Annotated in this window: 14 protein-coding genes and 1 pseudogene; 9 read left to right on the top strand and 6 right to left on the bottom strand. The window is 44.2% G+C overall.

Going from position 1 to position 15292, the window contains the following annotated elements:
- Nucleotides 1-6: 6 nt before the first annotated feature.
- Nucleotides 7-1332: a sugar transferase gene (locus LEP1GSC052_RS15450; RefSeq protein ID WP_020986466.1), complete on the top strand. Its 1326-nt coding sequence runs from the start codon at nt 7-9 to the stop codon at nt 1330-1332.
- A 118-nt stretch (nt 1333-1450) separates the two neighbouring features.
- Nucleotides 1451-2233 carry a prohibitin family protein gene (locus LEP1GSC052_RS15445; RefSeq protein WP_010573353.1) on the top strand — a complete coding sequence of 261 codons (783 nt, stop codon included), beginning with the start codon at nt 1451-1453 and terminating at the stop codon, nt 2231-2233.
- Between the two features lie 67 nt (nt 2234-2300).
- Here the strand turns inward: LEP1GSC052_RS15445 and LEP1GSC052_RS15440 are convergent, their stop codons facing one another.
- The gene (locus LEP1GSC052_RS15440) at nt 2301-2963 is read right to left on the bottom strand and encodes a class I SAM-dependent methyltransferase (protein ID WP_010573354.1); all 663 of its coding nucleotides are present in this window, start codon (nt 2961-2963) and stop codon (nt 2301-2303) included.
- A 109-nt stretch (nt 2964-3072) separates the two neighbouring features.
- Between LEP1GSC052_RS15440 and LEP1GSC052_RS15435 the strand changes: the two genes are divergently transcribed.
- Both LEP1GSC052_RS15435 and LEP1GSC052_RS15430 read left to right on the top strand, forming a co-directional pair.
- Nucleotides 3073-4632, top strand: coding sequence for a fibronectin type III domain-containing protein (locus LEP1GSC052_RS15435; protein ID WP_010573355.1), 1560 nt, complete (start codon nt 3073-3075; stop codon nt 4630-4632).
- Nucleotides 4629-5765, top strand: a complete 1137-nt coding sequence (locus LEP1GSC052_RS15430; RefSeq protein WP_010573356.1) for a tetratricopeptide repeat protein — start codon at nt 4629-4631, stop codon at nt 5763-5765. Before LEP1GSC052_RS15435 ends, LEP1GSC052_RS15430 begins: the two co-directional genes overlap by 4 nt.
- Nucleotides 5766-5837: 72 nt before the next feature.
- Here LEP1GSC052_RS15430 and LEP1GSC052_RS15425 read toward each other — a convergent pair whose 3' ends face one another.
- The gene (locus LEP1GSC052_RS15425; protein WP_010573357.1) at nt 5838-6806 is read right to left on the bottom strand and encodes a metalloenzyme; all 969 of its coding nucleotides are present in this window, start codon (nt 6804-6806) and stop codon (nt 5838-5840) included.
- A 58-nt stretch (nt 6807-6864) separates the two neighbouring features.
- Here LEP1GSC052_RS15425 and LEP1GSC052_RS15420 point away from each other — a divergent pair, with 58 nt between their 5' ends.
- The 5 genes from LEP1GSC052_RS15420 to LEP1GSC052_RS15400 are packed head-to-tail and all read left to right on the top strand — an operon-like array spanning nt 6865 to nt 11137.
- Complete coding sequence (locus tag LEP1GSC052_RS15420; protein WP_010573358.1) at nt 6865-7797, top strand: hypothetical protein; 933 nt, start codon at nt 6865-6867, stop codon at nt 7795-7797.
- Nucleotides 7794-9908, top strand: a complete 2115-nt coding sequence (locus tag LEP1GSC052_RS15415) for a hypothetical protein (RefSeq protein WP_010573359.1) — start codon at nt 7794-7796, stop codon at nt 9906-9908. The genes LEP1GSC052_RS15420 and LEP1GSC052_RS15415 overlap by 4 nt, the downstream gene beginning before the upstream one ends.
- Before the next feature lie 19 nt (nt 9909-9927).
- Complete coding sequence (locus tag LEP1GSC052_RS15410) at nt 9928-10530, top strand: tetratricopeptide repeat protein (protein WP_010573360.1); 603 nt, start codon at nt 9928-9930, stop codon at nt 10528-10530.
- Entirely contained in the window at nt 10530-10724 is a 195-nt protein-coding gene (locus LEP1GSC052_RS15405; protein ID WP_010573361.1) for a CopG family transcriptional regulator, read from the top strand. Before LEP1GSC052_RS15410 ends, LEP1GSC052_RS15405 begins: the two co-directional genes overlap by 1 nt.
- A complete protein-coding gene (locus tag LEP1GSC052_RS15400) occupies nt 10721-11137 on the top strand; it encodes a hypothetical protein (protein ID WP_010573362.1) in 417 nt (138 codons plus the stop codon). Before LEP1GSC052_RS15405 ends, LEP1GSC052_RS15400 begins: the two co-directional genes overlap by 4 nt.
- On the opposite strand, the gene LEP1GSC052_RS15395 is transcribed toward LEP1GSC052_RS15400, so the two are convergent.
- From LEP1GSC052_RS15395 to serC, 4 genes and pseudogenes are all read right to left on the bottom strand, one after another.
- Complete coding sequence (locus LEP1GSC052_RS15395; RefSeq protein WP_010573363.1) at nt 11099-12997, bottom strand: glucanase; 1899 nt, start codon at nt 12995-12997, stop codon at nt 11099-11101. The genes LEP1GSC052_RS15400 and LEP1GSC052_RS15395 overlap by 39 nt on opposite strands.
- 11 nt (nt 12998-13008) lie before the next feature.
- Nucleotides 13009-13446: a ribose 5-phosphate isomerase B gene (gene rpiB / locus LEP1GSC052_RS15390; protein ID WP_010573364.1), complete on the bottom strand. Its 438-nt coding sequence runs from the start codon at nt 13444-13446 to the stop codon at nt 13009-13011.
- Between the two features lie 87 nt (nt 13447-13533).
- Nucleotides 13534-14097, bottom strand: coding sequence for a hypothetical protein (locus LEP1GSC052_RS15385; protein ID WP_244265298.1), 564 nt, complete (start codon nt 14095-14097; stop codon nt 13534-13536).
- A 35-nt stretch (nt 14098-14132) separates the two neighbouring features.
- A pseudogene (gene serC, locus LEP1GSC052_RS15380) lies at nt 14133-15259 on the bottom strand (3-phosphoserine/phosphohydroxythreonine transaminase).
- Nucleotides 15260-15292: the final 33 nt, after the last annotated feature.

Below are 15292 nucleotides of genomic sequence, written 5' to 3'. Positions count from 1 at the left end.
GAGAGGATGAAGTCTTTGGAAAGTTTGAGTATATTCTCAAGCATGAAAAGAATCATCGAATCCGTTTTATCCGTTCTCGCTTTGGCGTTGTTTTCTCCGATCCTGATCGGAGTCGGTTTATTCATCCTTTGGATCGACGGTCGTCCCGTTTTGTTTCTGCAAGAACGACTCGGTCTTTTTAAAAAGCCGTTTAGAATTTTCAAGTTCAGAACGATGAACAACGGAGAAATCACGAAGCTCGGCTTTTGGTTGAGAAGAACCGGAATCGACGAACTTCCTCAGATCTGGAACATTCTGATCGGAGACATGGGAATCGTGGGCCCGCGGCCTTTAACTCAATACGACGTCGATCGTTTGCGATGGAATAAAAAATTCTATGAAGTTCGTTGGTCCGTTCGTCCTGGAATCACGGGCTTATCTCAGTTGTATGCCGGTTTGGGTTCCCGCATATCTTTTTGTTTCGATCGCTCTTATCTCAAGTTACGTAGTTTCGCTTTGGATCTTCGAATCGTTCTTTTGACTTTTGTAATGAACTTTTTCGGGAAGAAGAGAGTTCGAGATCGTCTGAAATTCTCCCTTAAAAACCGCAAAAGAAGAATCGAATGGAAAACGTGGAGAGATCATTTTCGCAAAAACGAACATCGTCCTTTGCCGAAAGTCGTATCCGAAGTTTTGGAACTTCGTCCGAACGAATTGCAATCGATCGCGTATTCTCTCGCCATATTCCAGTTAGGCGAATCGGGCGAAGGTAGAATCGCGAAAGAGATCGATAAGACGATCCTTTTCGGAATCGACGATTTTTATCGCGAAGCGTTGAAACTTTTCGTAAAGGAAGAGGGAAGACACGCGAGAATTTTGGGAGAATGTGTCCGCGCGCTTAAGGGAGAATTGATCGAATCCAATTGGACCGAAAGATTGTTTCATTTCGGCAGAAGATTGTTAGGCGTTCGACTTAAGTTGATGGTTTTGTTGGCGGCCGAAGTGGTAGGCATTTGTTTTTATCGTAAGATCGCGGAAAAAATTCCGAACGGATTCGTAAAATCGGCTTTGCTCGAAGTCGTAAAGGACGAGGAAAAACATCTTAAATTTCACGGCGATTTTTTTAGAATTCGTGTGAAGACGTTTTTGTCGAAGGCGCTTTTTAGAATTCTTTGGAGAACGATTTCTTTCGCGGCTTGTGTCACCGTGATTTTGGATCATCGAAAAACGTTTCATATATTAGGTATTTCTAATTATAAAACGTTTCAAAAATTTCGTGAAATCGCAAAGTCCGCCGAAGAGTTTATCATCGAAGGTTTGACTTGGAAGTTGAACCGGGCGTTTCGTTCGTAAGGACGACTTCGGATTATCAGAAGCAGAGAAAAAAAGATTTTTCGAATTCGTCTTAAAAAAACTTGTCCGCGTTTTTTGGATTCGTTTATATTCATATTCTCCAAAAAAAGAGGTGATTATGGAACAGGTTTTGGCGTTTCTCAAAAAACATTGGATCAAAGGATTCGGGTTGTTTTTGGTTTTCATTTTTAATCCGCTCGTTTGTATCGGGACCGGACATCGCGGGGTTGTTACAAATCTCGGTTCCGTTTCCGATCGGATTCTCGGGGAAGGAATCAACTTCATTACTCCGCTCGTTCAATCGGTGAAAAGCATCGACGTTCGGATTCAAAAAGTCGAAGCGAACTCCACGGCTCCGTCCAGTGATTTACAGGAAATTCATACGATGATTACGTTGACGTATCATCTTTCTCCGAATCAGGTCAACAAACTCTATCAGGAAATCGGAATGGACTACGAGGATACGATCATCGTTCCCGCAATTCTCGAAACGATGAAGCACGTAACCGCTCAGTTCACCGCATCCGATCTAGTTACAAAAAGGGAAAGTGTTTCCTTGAAGATTCACGAGCTGTTGCATACGAAACTCGGAAAGTTCTATATTCTCGTAGACGAAGTGTCTATGAAGGATTTTGAATTTTCGAAAACTTTTTCGGAGTCGATCGAGCTAAAACAAAAAGCGGAACAGGATGCGCTTCGCGCAAAGAACGAATTGGAACGAGTTAAAATCGAGGCGGAACAACAGATCGTAAACGCAAGGGCGGAAGCGGAAACGTTAAGACTGAAATCGCAGCAGATTACGCCGATGATGGTTGAGATGGAGCGGATTAAAAAATGGAACGGTAAATATCCGGATACGTATTTAGGAAGCGGTTCCAACACGCTCTTTCAATTAAAATAATCGATCAAGGGCCGGGACAACCCCGGCTTCTTTTCGAATTGTTAAGCGACTTCGGAGGATCGGAAAATCAGGAACGGATAAATTCTTCCGTTGTGTCTTCCTCTTCTTTGAGATCGTAAAAACCGTATTCGAAATCCTTTCCCGCGATCACTTCCAAACCGTAGACATGTTCGGAAATGCGGACGTTTTTAACGATATCGAGATGATAGAGTTCGGCTAAGAATTTCATTTTGTCCAAAGAGATCTTATCGTTGATTTTCGGGCCGATGGAAAATTCGTTTTTGACCCAGTCCAAAACGATCAACTTTCCTCCCTTTCTCATCGAACGTATGAGTCCGTCCATCGCGAGGCCCGGATCGGGAAATGTGGATAAAACCAAAGAGGCAAAGACCGCATCGGGAGCAGGAATCCATTCCGGTAAAAGAGGGTGATCCGATTTTTCGATAAAGAATGGAGTGAAGTTCGAGATCTCGTCCCGATTCTTCCAATGAAGAACTTCGTCGATCAGGTCTTGTTGACATTCTCCGCCCCAAATCCAAGCGTCTTTGGGCAGTTGTTTTTTCAACTCCAATGTGAAATACCCGAGACCCATTCCGAAATCGACCAGATGCATGACTTCTTTAAAACTGAAATGTTTGAACACGACCTCGGGTGGAGTGAGTTCGCGGCGTTTGCTGGAAATCAGAAAGTTCTGATATTCGGGGTTTTCGTAGTAATCCAGATCGCCCATAATTGATACTTGAATTATGTCTAACTGATCGTTTCCGAAATGTCAAATCCGAATTGGTGTTAAATAACGCGGTTTGGGCTGTCGATATAATAACCAAGACATTCCTTTTATGAAAAGTCGTACCCGGATTATATTCATATTTTCAATCCTAACGTTGGTTTCCTTTCCGGGAGCTCAGGACAACACGTTGAACCAGAACCAGGTGGAAAACTACAGCGTAGCCAATTCCATCAGCGCGGAAATTTTACGAAAGGACGAGAATTCGATTCGAATTTCTTGGGACGCTCCGAGAGAAACGGGCGAGATCATCGTGGCTCGTTCTTCGAGTATGATCGATTCTCCCGAAAAATGTATGGTCGCGGATTCTCTCGGAAAATATCCGAGCGGGATCGCGGGCGGTGTGACTCAGATCTTCGATTACAATCTCAAACCCGGAACGTATTATTACGCGGTGATTCTCGCCCATCACGTTAAGAAGAATTCGATCCGGTTGATTCCAGGAAGAAATTTTACTACGATCCCGGTCGTGATCGAACACGCTCTTACGCCCGGAACTACGAACACGGAAAATAAAACTCCCGAAATTCCGGATGACGCGCGCGTTACCGATTTAACGGTTAAGAAAGAAGGAAAACATCTCAGACTCAACTGGACTCCGTATGAAAAGGCGATTCCGAACGCGACCGTTTATACGGTTTATCGTTCCTCGGAACCCATGTCTTCCTTATCTTTGATGAGAAAGGCGGAGAAGTTGACCGAGTTGAGTCATCCCGAATCCACTTTTCTGGATCAGGATTTGGGAAAATCTCAGACGATCTACTACGGAGTCAGCGTTCGATCCGGTGCGAAGGAAATTCTTCCCTTGGTCAACGGACAATCGTTTACCAGATTCTTTTACATAGGCGGTCCGAACAAGGGCGGCAATCAAAATCAAGAAAGCATTACAAGTCCTGAATATTCGGATGATGAAATGCACGTTCGAGATCTTACGGCGGTCGTCGACGATATGAACGTAAAACTCGAATGGAAAGCGCCCGATAAGGCGGACGAGAATACGGTTTATACGATCTATCAGGCCTTAAAACCTTTGAGCGGAGGAACCGCGACCTTTCTCGGCGGAAACGTTCGTAAACTCGGGGAACTCAATCACCCGGATACCACGGCTCAGATCCGTTTGAAGTCTCTCGATTCTAAGATTTATTTCGGAGTTACCGTAAAACATCAGGACAAGGAAGGATTCAATCTCGTCGAAAACGAATCCTACGTCGCGATCAACGGCGACAAGGAAGAATCGGTTGCGGATAACGCGGAAGACAAACAACAACCCAAGGTTCAGGACAATCAGAAAAATCCTCAGGAAGATAAAGAAAGGGAAGAAGAGGAATTTTCAGGAAACGACGACGAGCTCGATAAGATCCTGAGAAAAACTTATTGGAAACGGGAATACACCGATGCGATCCACGATCTAAAACCGTATACCGGAAATGGAAATTCCGCGGGTGTTAGAGGAAAGGCGAAGTTTTTCACTGGACTGTCCCACTATAAAAAACGGAATTATAAAGAAGCTCTCAAGTATTTCATCAATAAAGATAGTAAATTTTACAATTCAGAACGCTCGGAGTTTTGGTCGAAGCGTTGTCTGTCTCGGATCTCCGGAGGAAATCCATGAACCGCTCCATCATCTTAATTACTGGATTCTTATTTATCTGCGCCGGTCTTTTAACCGGAGTTTATCAAACCACGGTTCAAGACGAGGATTCCAAACGGAAGAACGTCCTGGAGCGGATCAAAGAAGGCGAGGAATATCTAAAGCAGACGAACGCGAAGGCCGCAGAAAAAGCGGTGGATATTTTTTCGGAATTATCCGCGCGGGAAATTCCCGAAGAACATTCCTTTCGCGTTAAATACGATATGGGAAGAGCCTTGGAAAGAAATCAAGACAGTCTTCTCGCACTCGGAATCTATCGTGAGCTCAATCAAAAAGAGGGACTTGCAAGGGACGAACGTTCCAAGGTCGCTTATTCGATGGGAAATCTTCTTCTGCAACTCAACCGAGACGAGGAAGGAAAAGGTCATCTCGAGGAAGTCCTGAGAATTTCCGCGGACGCAAAACTCCGCTCCAACGCGTTATCCGCCATCGCAGACTATTATATGAAGAAGGGAAACTACGATCTTTCCCGCAAGAATTACGTTCTCGCTCTTCAAGAAGATCCTGAAAACGTCAAAGCACGCGTTCGCTGGGGAAAATCCTTACGGAGAATGGGAAAGGATTGGTCCGCATACGACGTTTACGACGACTACGCGCAGGCAGGATTCTACTTCGATCCCGAAAAGGAAAAGGTAAGTTCCGAGTTTAGAAGCGGTATCTTGGAAAAGGCGAGACAACTCTACGTTCGTAAACAATACTACGGCGCGATCGAAACTTTTAGAAAGGCCCTTGAAATGGGAGTGAGTCCGAAAGCGGAAGAACAGGCTTTGTTTTATATCGCTGAAAGTTACGAAGCGATCGGAAAATCCGATTCTTCCCTGCAATACTTAAACCGAGTTTTAGGAAACCAGGACGGCTCCTTGGATCAAACCGCTCTTTTCAGAAAGGGAACGATCTACTTTAAAAACGGAAAATACGAGAAAGCCGCCGCGTTGTTCCAGGAAGCCACCGATAAATATCCGGATTCTCCCGTGGGACGAAAGGCAAGCGCTTGGAAAAAAGAATCTCTCGATCAAGTCGAGGACAACCTTCATTATAAGAACAGCGATAAGGAAAAAAGCAAAGAGGATCTGGAACAGGAAAGATTCGATTAAGAATTTCGAACGAAAAAACTCAGCTAAGAAACTCGGTTGAGAAGTCGGTTCAATTAAGAATATTCTAAAATTCTAAGATTCCGTTTTGATAAATTCCTCGTCTCTGAGTTCGATTTTGATTCCGAGAATGTCGTAGATCGCGTGGGGAATGTCCACGATCGCGTTGATTTTATTTTTCATTTCCGAAGTGTATTTGCCGTAAAGAACCGTGGGAACCTGATTGAGAGTGTGGACGTCCACGCTCAAATCCTCCAAATTTCCGTGATCCGAAGTCACGATCAGTTGATCCTCTTCCGGATTCAATTCTTCCAAAACGCCCATAAGAAACGCTTCCAATTCGCCGATGTATTTTTCCGCGGCTTCCCAGTGCATCTTGTGACCGACCTTATCCGTTAAAAAGAATTCATAGATACAAAGAGTATAATCGTCCTCTTTACAATTCCGAATGATGGACTTGCCCGTTTCATACGGATCTCTCAGTTGAAACAATTCGTCCGAATCCTCCAAATAACCTCTGGAAAATTCTTTCAGATATTCGTGGGTGATGTCCATATAAAGACCTTTTCCCTTCCGAAGATCCTCCATACCTTTGAGAGGTTTGTCGCTCGCCATCTGAATCAGGGTCGAAGCGGAAACGTGGCGCGGATTCTTTTTCACGTGTTCGTTAAACGCGGGAGTATAACAGTTTAGAAGATCGGCTTTGAAACCGTGTTCTTCCAAAACTCGGATGATGGAATATTTACTGATGATTTTTTTCAGCGTGAAGGTCGGAAATCCGCTGAGATGTCTTTGAAGCACCTTACACGCGTTGATTCCGGTCCAAAGCGAGGTTTGTCCCGTGGCGCTTTGCGGAAGTCCCTTGATCCCCATACTCGCGTCGGTTTTTAAAAAGACGGCGTTTTTCAACGCGGACGGAGCGTTTTCAGGAATCTGCTTTCCGGCGAGGGGAAGAAAAAACGACTTTGCGTATCTGGAAAACGGGTTGGTTTCGGGTTTATCGGGTCCGAAACCGATTCCGTCGATGAACATGTAAAAGATCATAATTTTATAACAGGTTTTCTTCTTTCAGGTTAGACCAAATGGGCCGATACTAAGAACAGTGACGTCCAACTTTTACAGAAAAATCGCCTTAGGCCTAACACTGATTCTATTAGGGCTGATTCTCGTTTCCATCCCTTTTTTCAGGGAAGAATGGAAAGAGTCCGCCGCGGCGTTTTCATTGAACCCGGCCGGTAATGAAGGATTTTTAAAACGCGACGGATTCTTAAAGGTTTGGTCCGAAGCGAAAAAAGCGCCGTTGTTCGAAGCCGGATCGAAGATAGAATACTCGATTCGAAACAATCCTCCACAAAAGGAAGCGAAAGAACTCGGCGAAAGTCTGCTGAAGAATCTGGAACTCAAATCGATCAAGATATACGATTCTTCGTATCGACTCGTTTATGCGAGCGATGAAACCAAGGAAATCTTCAACGGGGATCTTCGATTGGGCGATCTGAGAATTTCCCCATCGGACATCAACTTCGACTCATCCGGAATTCCGATCTATAGAAGCCGAGACGGAGAATGGTTTCTATGGATGAAGGGTTTCGCTTTGGGCAAACACGTTTCACTTCCGTTTAACATAAGAGATAAACAAGTCTATTGGATTTTCGAATCGGGAAGAATCGGAAACAATTCCCTGATCGGATCGAACGATTTGAGATCGTTGAACTACCCCGATAATCTCGAAGAAATATTAGCGGAATTTAATAAACCTACCGTAGACTGGAAGGATCGTCCTCTCTGGGAAAAGAATAAGGTCGGAAATCATACGATCTTTCTTTCCTATGATAAGGGATCCAGAATGAAACAACTCTTTCAGATTCTCGTGTTTCTTTCCTTTTTACTCGGCGCCTGCGGATTGGGAATCATCTCGTCCACATTAGTACATTCGATTATTATGGAAAAGGAATTCGATCACAGGGAAAAAATTCTCAGATTGAGGGACGTTTTTCTAAGAATATTACTGCTTCTGAAACGGGAGGCGTCATGACCGGACTCAAACTGAGGATCGCGATTTTAATCCTATCGGTTCTTTCCTTTTTCTATTATATGCTCGCGCCGTATTTTCCCGAGGGAGTATATTATAAAAATCGAATCAATTCCGTTTTTACGAATCTGAACGAGGAACTTCATCGACTCGAATCGGGATTGAGCAAGGTGAAGTCTCCGTCCGAATTGGAAAATTTGCAATTGGAGTTTCCGATCGTTTCCGGTTTGAAATTCGTAAACGAGTCCGATCTCGGTTCTCGAAAGGACGCGGAAGGAAAACTTCTCGCCGAAACGTTGAAGGAAGGCGCGAGCCGTTTGTTCTTTTTAAAACCATCTTTGGTATTTTGTCTTCCCGTCGCGGACGAAAAAAAACTGATTCTCGCCGAACTCAGAGAGGATATGCTTCGAGTTTCCTTTTCGGGAACCGAATCCATTCTGATACCGGACTTGAAGTTCGGCGTTTATGTGGAACCGGGGAAACAGGTTCACGGATTGAGCGGAGATCAAATCTCCTCTCTTTTGATCGCAGGAATGAATCGTTCCAAAAGCGCGGTCAATCGGATTCAAATCGGATCGTCTCCGTTCATCGGATATTATTATGCGACACCGGAAAATTCGTACGGTTTCTTAAAGGGAATTCTTATCTTAAAACCCGGCAACGACGGACTTTCGTTTTTGTTTCTTTCCGGTTTTTTGGCGCTTCTGTTTCTCATCGACTTGATGATTCGAATGTTGAGAATGAAGAAGGATCTTTTTTCGGATAAGGAAGGAAAAGAAATCCAGGAAATCGTAGGACAGATTTCCAAAGGAGTCAACGGACTTCAACTCGCAAAACAAAAAGCTTTGGAGTTGGCCGAAAAAGATAAGGTCGAAGAGATTCGAACTCTTACGTCGCAGGAAGTGGACGAGGATTTGAGAACGCTTCCGATCAGTTTGAAGGAAGTGAAACGCGACGACGGTCCTTCCATTTTTGTTCTTCCTTTCGAATTGAAAGGAGAAGGTTATATCTCTCCCGCATTTTTAAGAGATCCCGAAAAATTTAAAACTCACGCGGCCGTTCCGCCCGAGATCGAAAAGAAACGATCGGAGATATTCAGCTCGGAACTTCAGACCTTGATTTCCAAGGTCAACGAACCGCAACGAGAAAAAGCGATCGTTCCTTCGGAAGAGGTTCGGGAAAAACAAACCGAATCGGAACCACGGACGACCACACATCATCTCACGCTCGGTCCGGGTTATTTGAAATGGTTGAGTTCGCTTCAGATCCGTGATCGCAGAAAAATTCTGGAAGTTTTGGACGAGCTCGGTTACGGATTGGAATCCGAATATTCGTTTATTCTAAAATACTACATTTCCGTTTTTTCCTATTTGAAACTTTCCGGATTTGCGATCCACTACTACGATCGAAGAAACGGAAGTTACAGTCCGTTCGTAACATACGGATTGAAACAAAGAACCTCCGAGAATATGATCTTTCTTTACGACGATCAATACATCGGAAAAGAATCCGGTTCCTACTCGATGATCGGAATCACCGAAGAGAGAAAGACCGATCGATTTTTCAGAAAGAAATTCGATCCGATCGACTTGGAATCCTGCATTTCCATTCTCACCATACCTTTGTCCAATTTCGGAATTCCGTTTCGATTCTTTTTATTCTTTAAGGACCCGCCGACCGAAGAGAACGCTTTGGAAATCGAAAATCTGATCTTCCATTCTTTGGAACCGGTGATTCCAGCGTTCGAAGAATACGATCGAAAGATTTTGGGAGAATTGTTCCGAGACAAACGCGACGTCGTCTCTTCCCGGATTCATCTTATGAGAATCGCGACCGACGGAGAAAGGGGCATAACGAAATCCTTTCGAATCGAATTTCACGGAAAGGATTTTAAAAAACTGGAAACGCTTCGTAAGAAAGCGATGTCGCAGATTTCAGAAATCATCGGACTCGAAGACATGTGTTTCGGAATCGGAGTCGGCGCGTTGGGATTGTATACGAGAAAGGATTTGGAGGAACAGATTCGTTCCCTTCTGGATCAAAGCGGCGCGGCTTACGATATGATCGTGGACGTTTATCCCGCAAACGGAAAGAATCTTTTCACATATCTCTGAGATTCGATCGAATCGAAGTATGATTCTTGTTCGCTTAACAATCTGGTTTTTGCTTTTGACGTCATTCCATACTTCCGTTTTTGCAAACGAGGAAAACAGGAAAGAATGGAACCGCGCGGTGAAACAAAAGATTCTCAAGATGAGCGAGGATCGACAGGAAACGGAATCGATTCCGTATCTCGAAAAGTTCGTAGAAAAAAATCCATCCGATCTTACGGTAAAACTCTGGTATGCGCGGGCCTTATTCTATCGAAACGACTTGGAAATCCCTGGACACGCAGAGGACATTTTTTCAAGAATGGAAAAGCTCAAAAAGATCAAAGAGAATTATCTTTTTGCCGCAAAGACCTTCGAAGAAGTTTTGGAATATCTCGCGCAAGCGACTCCCCGAGATCCAGATCTCGGCAAGTGGCATTTTCTTTGGGCTATGTCCGAATGGTATGCGGGAAGGGAAGATCGTGCGATTCAGATTTTTAAGAAGTCTTTCAAATACGATTTTAGATTGAACGAAGCGAACTATAATATCGCTGCGATCTATCAATCCTTAGGTCAGTTGAAGGACGCCGATATTTATTTTAGAATTTATTTGAAGAACGATAAGGAAATGAGAGAAGAGAACTGATGGCGAGAGTCGACAAACGATTTCAACTTTTGATGACCGAGGAAGAACTCGAACTTCTTAAGAACGAAGCCGAAAAAAGAAATCTCTCCGCCGGAGAAATGTTGCGTCTTTCCTTACGAAACGAAGTTTATAGATCCGATTCCTACGAAAGATTGGAAGCGCTCCGAATTCTTTCGAACTTAAAAGAAGAATGAAATACTATCTCTCCAAATCCTTGTTGGAAGTTCTGATCGGAAATCCTTCCGACTTAAAGCCGATCGTAGTCGAAGCCCTCGAAAAATTGATCAAAGGCCAACATCTTTTTTACACGGGAACCGTTTCGGTTCTTCCTTTACTCGAAGAGGAAAAGGACGCGGTCAAAAGGGAAATTCTCTGGAGTCAGATCAAACGACTTTGTCTCGGAGTTTTGGATTTTAGACCCGAGAATCTTTCCTTGGCACAAAAACTTTCCAAAGAATTCGGAAACGCGGAATGGGTTTGGAACGAGATTTCGATCGCGATCGAAAAGGATTTGGACGGTTTTATTACGGTGGATAAGAATCTTCCCGATCAAAAGATGATTCGAGTTTTACTCGCTCAGGAAGTAGACTTCGACCGGATCGCTTAAACCGGAAACCTGATCCTTTCCGGTTTGAAAATGATAGAATTTATTGTAAGCGCTGATTCTGAAAAAATAAGTCGTTCCCTTTTTTAAAAACAACTGATTCTTTTCCAAAAGAATTTCCGAATTCAAAGAGATGATCCGATTGTCCACACAAGCCGAAAGTTTATTATAATATTCTTGTATATTGTTTGAATTCTTTCCCGAAGGAAGTCCTGTGATCGGATCGAGATAATCCGAAGCCGGATGTTTCGGTCGATTCTTTTTGTTGGGCGCTTCGCCCGTTTCCGAAAAAGTTCCGCGGACGATTCCCACCATTCGATCGGGATGAATTCCGTAGTGGATGAAATAACCGCCGCCTTGAATCACTTCCCGTTCGGGATTCGATTTCCAATTCAGACAAACGCTGGGACCGGAATCGTCCACCGAATTCTCCGCAACCTTTAAACCGAGAGGTCGTACGGGCGGATTGGTTTCCCGAAACGTGAGTGAAATATTTTTCAGTTCGGGAGTTTGACCACCGCTCGGATCCGATTTCAGTTTGATTCTCCATTGGTAATAACGAAACGGAAGACGGTCCTCTTTGTTTTCGGAAATTCCCAAAAACTTTTTCAGGGAATTTTTCAAAGGAATTCTATAAACGTCGGGATCGAGGGAATCTATTTTATAATTTTCTAATTTTCTTAAGTCCAAGGAAATCCAAGCCGGAGATTCCGAACTCGGAGTAAACGGAGTCGGGGAAACTCGGAAATAAATTTCCATCGCGGCCGAGGTCGGGACTACGGCCTTCAACTGAACCTCTTCCAAAAACGAACTCGAATACTTGGTTTTATACACCGGAGAAGTTCCTACGCCGAACTTGGTTTCGGTCGTATGAGTTTCCGGATCGAAGTCTTGACCCGGAAAGGAAGAATCCTCCGAACTCGGATTGGGTTTTCCTTTAAAGACCGCAAAATTCTCCATCCAACCGTAGTAGGAACTCGCGATTCGAAACGAAGTCGTATCGTCGGGATGAAAACCGATTCGTGTCAGATTTTTATGGGTCGGAATTCCGCCGCGCGCGGTTTCCTTTCCGTTGAGATACAGGACGATTTCCTGAGCGGAAGGATTGAAGTAGAGAAGGACTCGGTTCCATTGATTCTTTTTGAGAGTCGTATTCGACACGAGTTGTAGGGATAAAAAACGTTTTTCTTCGGTTTCAAAAAAGGAATGAAAATTCGCTTTCAGACGATCGTCCGAAATCTTTAAATCCCAACCGTATGTGTTGCCCGAGGTTTCATACAACCTGGAAATCAAGGTCGCGTCTTTTTCCACCGTTCCCGGAAGAAAACTGAATCCGATATAAAAGTCCTCGGTTAAATCCTTGGAAGTCAAAAGACCGGAGTTGGAATGCGCGATTTTGATTCCCGTTCTTTTTCCGGAAAAACGCGCGCTTCTTTTGGAATGAAACACGTTTTCCGTGTCCGCTAAAAAAGAAGACGTTAGTACTTTATAATTTCCTGATGAATCCTTTAGGTTGGAAGGATCTCCCGATTCGAAACTTAGATAAAGATCCGCACCCGCGCTTCGATCTCTTGTCAGCAATTTGAGAATCTTTGGTTCCGAATTTTTTCCCGAAAGTTCGAGTCCGCTTTTTTGAAGATCGACTAACGGAAGAATTTTTGTTTCCGAAAAAACGGAAACCGTCCCCGATAAAAGAAACGAAACGAAGATCGATAAGTGAAAGATCGATAAACGGAAAATCGTTAAACGAAACGAAGACGAACGTGGAAACGACACAAGAAGAAGGGAAAAAGTCGAGTAAAGACGGGATAAAAAAGCCGGAGGAAAGGCGTTTCCGATTTTAGAATTTGAAATCAATTCCATCCGGTTTGTTGTTAAGAATTTAAGGTTTCGAGCTGATTGACTCTTCTTTCATGACGTCCGCCTTCGAAAGCGGTGTTGAGCCAGGTGCGCACGATGTTCAACGCCAGTTCTTTGCCGAGAATTCTTCCGCCTAAAACGAGCACGTTCGCGTTGTTATGACGTCTGGACATTTCCGCGGTAAGTTGATCGTGACAAAGAGCGGCTCTGATTCCGTGCAAACGGTTCGCCGCGATGGACGCTCCGATTCCGGTTCCGCAAAGCGCGATCAAACCTTCCACTTCGTTGGAAAGAACTTTTTTACATGCTTCCGAGATGACGATCGGATAATCTACGGACGTTTCGTCCTTGGTTCCGTAATCTACGATTTCTAATTCTCCCGCGAAAGAATTGCGGAGAAATTCCTTGAGTTCAAAGCCTCCGTGATCCGAGGCGATTCCGATTTTTTTCATGATCTATATTTGGTTATGTCCGAGTTTACTCAGGTTTCAAGCAAATAATTCTTCCCCTGTTCAAATCGTCAAAATCAAAGAATCGATCTAAAGAACGGAATCCCGATACGTCTTCGGCATCGCGTCCCAGAATTCCACTTGAAGGAGGAATAACGAGAGATAGATCATCGAGAAGTTTTCCTCGGAGATCCTTTCGCCTCGGAGCGCGTAGCCGGTCGCGTCGTTGAGCCGGGTTAAAAGTTCTTTCTTTTGTTTGAGATGTGTGGTGAGAAGTTCCCATTCGATCGAGTTCAAGGATCTCGTTTTGTCGTCCGAAAGAATATAATTCTCATAGTAAGAATTCAACTCCGCGTACGTCGAAAGATGTCGGTTCCAATCCAAAAGAAGTTTCGTTAACTCCTCTTCCGGTAGATTCTTACCTTGAATGCAGGAGATGGATTGAAATCTGGATTTTCCCTCTTTATAAGCGATCGTTTCCGCGATTCTTTTTTTTTCTTCGAGCGGAAGCGCGCTTTTGAACAGATTGGCAAGTTCGGAAGAACCCGCCTCGTTCGTAAAACAATCCTGAACGGAAACCTGGGAAACGAAATTCAAACCCGATGCGAAAAGTTTTTCCGCGGAAACGCAGACGCAAATTCCGATCGGGATCATAATCAAAAAGATATTTCTTAGGAAAGAAAGTTTCATCAAGCCTTCGATTCGAATTCCTTCATAAAGGATACGAGCTTTTGAACTCCCACAAGAGGCATGGAGTTGTAGATGGAAGCTCTAAATCCGCCCACCAATCTATGACCTCCCAAACCGTGCAGACCGTTCTTTTCCGCTTCGTCCAAAAACTTGGAATCCAAATTCTTATCCTTCAAAAGAAACACCGCGTTCATCTTGGAACGGGATCTTTTTTGAACCGGACAAGTATAAAGCGAAGAAGAATCGATGAAGTCGTAAATCAACTTCGCCTTTTCTTCGTTCACTTTTTCGATGGCCTCGATTCCGCCTAACTTTAAAAGCCATTCGAAAACGAGTTTAGCGATGTAGATGGAATACGTGGACGGAGTATTGTAAAGGGACTGGTTTTTTACCATCACGGAATAATCCAAAAGAACCGGAATTTTTCTTCCGGAAATTCCGAGAAGATCGTTTCGAATGATGATCAAACTCAAACCGGAAGGTCCGATGTTCTTTTGCGCGCCGGCAAAGATCACTCCGAAATCCTTCACGTCGATTTTGCGGGAAAGAAGTTCGCTGGTCATATCGGCGACGAGCGGAATATTTTTGATCTTCGGAATTTCCGGATATTGGGAACCGTAGATCGTGTTGTTGGATGTGATATGAAGATACTTTCCTTTTCCGGAAAGGCTCGCGTCGGTGAGAACGGGTGTGTCCGTAAAATTATTTTCCGTCGCATCGTAGATAACGTTGACCCCGTTGAATTTAAGACCTTCTTCCCAAGCCTTCTTGGTCCAGATTCCGGTGTGTGCGATGTCGAAACTTTCTCCGTCTTTTAATAAGTTCAGGGGAAGAGCGGAGAAGTGAAGGGTCGCGCCTCCCGAAAAGAATGCGATGGAATAGTCGTTTCCGATATTGAGAAGTTTGCGTAAAAGGGATTCCGCTTCCTTGAGGACGTCTTCGAAAAGAGGTTCCCTGTGACTGACTTCCATGATGGACATTCCGGAGCCTTTGTAATTTAAGAATTCGGCCGCGGCGATTTCCATCACCTCGTTGGGGAGCATCGCGGGGCCTGCGCCGAAATTGTAGATTCTTTCCTGGAACTGATACATAAGGCTAGGGTTGCAGAGGGGAGGCTGGGGATCAACTTTCTTCCAAGAAAGAAGACTTGGGATCGGGA

The sequence above is a fragment of the Leptospira kmetyi serovar Malaysia str. Bejo-Iso9 genome (assembly GCF_000243735.2).
GTDB lineage: Bacteria > Spirochaetota > Leptospiria > Leptospirales > Leptospiraceae > Leptospira > Leptospira kmetyi.
Note: the sequence above shows the minus strand (reverse complement) of the source record. Positions and strands in the feature narration are given on the sequence as shown.

What these genes read in the sequence shown, in the direction of transcription:
- LEP1GSC052_RS15425 (WP_010573357.1), bottom strand. Translation starts at nt 6,806, where the DNA reads ATGATCTTTTACATGTTCATCGACGGAATCGGTTTCGGACCCGATAAA.
- LEP1GSC052_RS15385 (WP_244265298.1), bottom strand. Translation starts at nt 14,097, where the DNA reads ATGATCCCGATCGGAATTTGCGTCTGCGTTTCCGCGGAAAAACTTTTC.
- LEP1GSC052_RS15400 (WP_010573362.1), top strand. Translation starts at nt 10,721, where the DNA reads ATGAAATACTATCTCTCCAAATCCTTGTTGGAAGTTCTGATCGGAAAT.
- LEP1GSC052_RS15395 (WP_010573363.1), bottom strand. Translation starts at nt 12,997, where the DNA reads ATGGAATTGATTTCAAATTCTAAAATCGGAAACGCCTTTCCTCCGGCT.
- LEP1GSC052_RS15435 (WP_010573355.1), top strand. Translation starts at nt 3,073, where the DNA reads ATGAAAAGTCGTACCCGGATTATATTCATATTTTCAATCCTAACGTTG.
- LEP1GSC052_RS15445 (WP_010573353.1), top strand. Translation starts at nt 1,451, where the DNA reads ATGGAACAGGTTTTGGCGTTTCTCAAAAAACATTGGATCAAAGGATTC.
- LEP1GSC052_RS15405 (WP_010573361.1), top strand. Translation starts at nt 10,530, where the DNA reads ATGGCGAGAGTCGACAAACGATTTCAACTTTTGATGACCGAGGAAGAA.
- LEP1GSC052_RS15415 (WP_010573359.1), top strand. Translation starts at nt 7,794, where the DNA reads ATGACCGGACTCAAACTGAGGATCGCGATTTTAATCCTATCGGTTCTT.
- LEP1GSC052_RS15440 (WP_010573354.1), bottom strand. Translation starts at nt 2,963, where the DNA reads ATGGGCGATCTGGATTACTACGAAAACCCCGAATATCAGAACTTTCTG.
- rpiB (WP_010573364.1), bottom strand. Translation starts at nt 13,446, where the DNA reads ATGAAAAAAATCGGAATCGCCTCGGATCACGGAGGCTTTGAACTCAAG.
- LEP1GSC052_RS15430 (WP_010573356.1), top strand. Translation starts at nt 4,629, where the DNA reads ATGAACCGCTCCATCATCTTAATTACTGGATTCTTATTTATCTGCGCC.
- LEP1GSC052_RS15410 (WP_010573360.1), top strand. Translation starts at nt 9,928, where the DNA reads ATGATTCTTGTTCGCTTAACAATCTGGTTTTTGCTTTTGACGTCATTC.
- LEP1GSC052_RS15450 (WP_020986466.1), top strand. Translation starts at nt 7, where the DNA reads ATGAAGTCTTTGGAAAGTTTGAGTATATTCTCAAGCATGAAAAGAATC.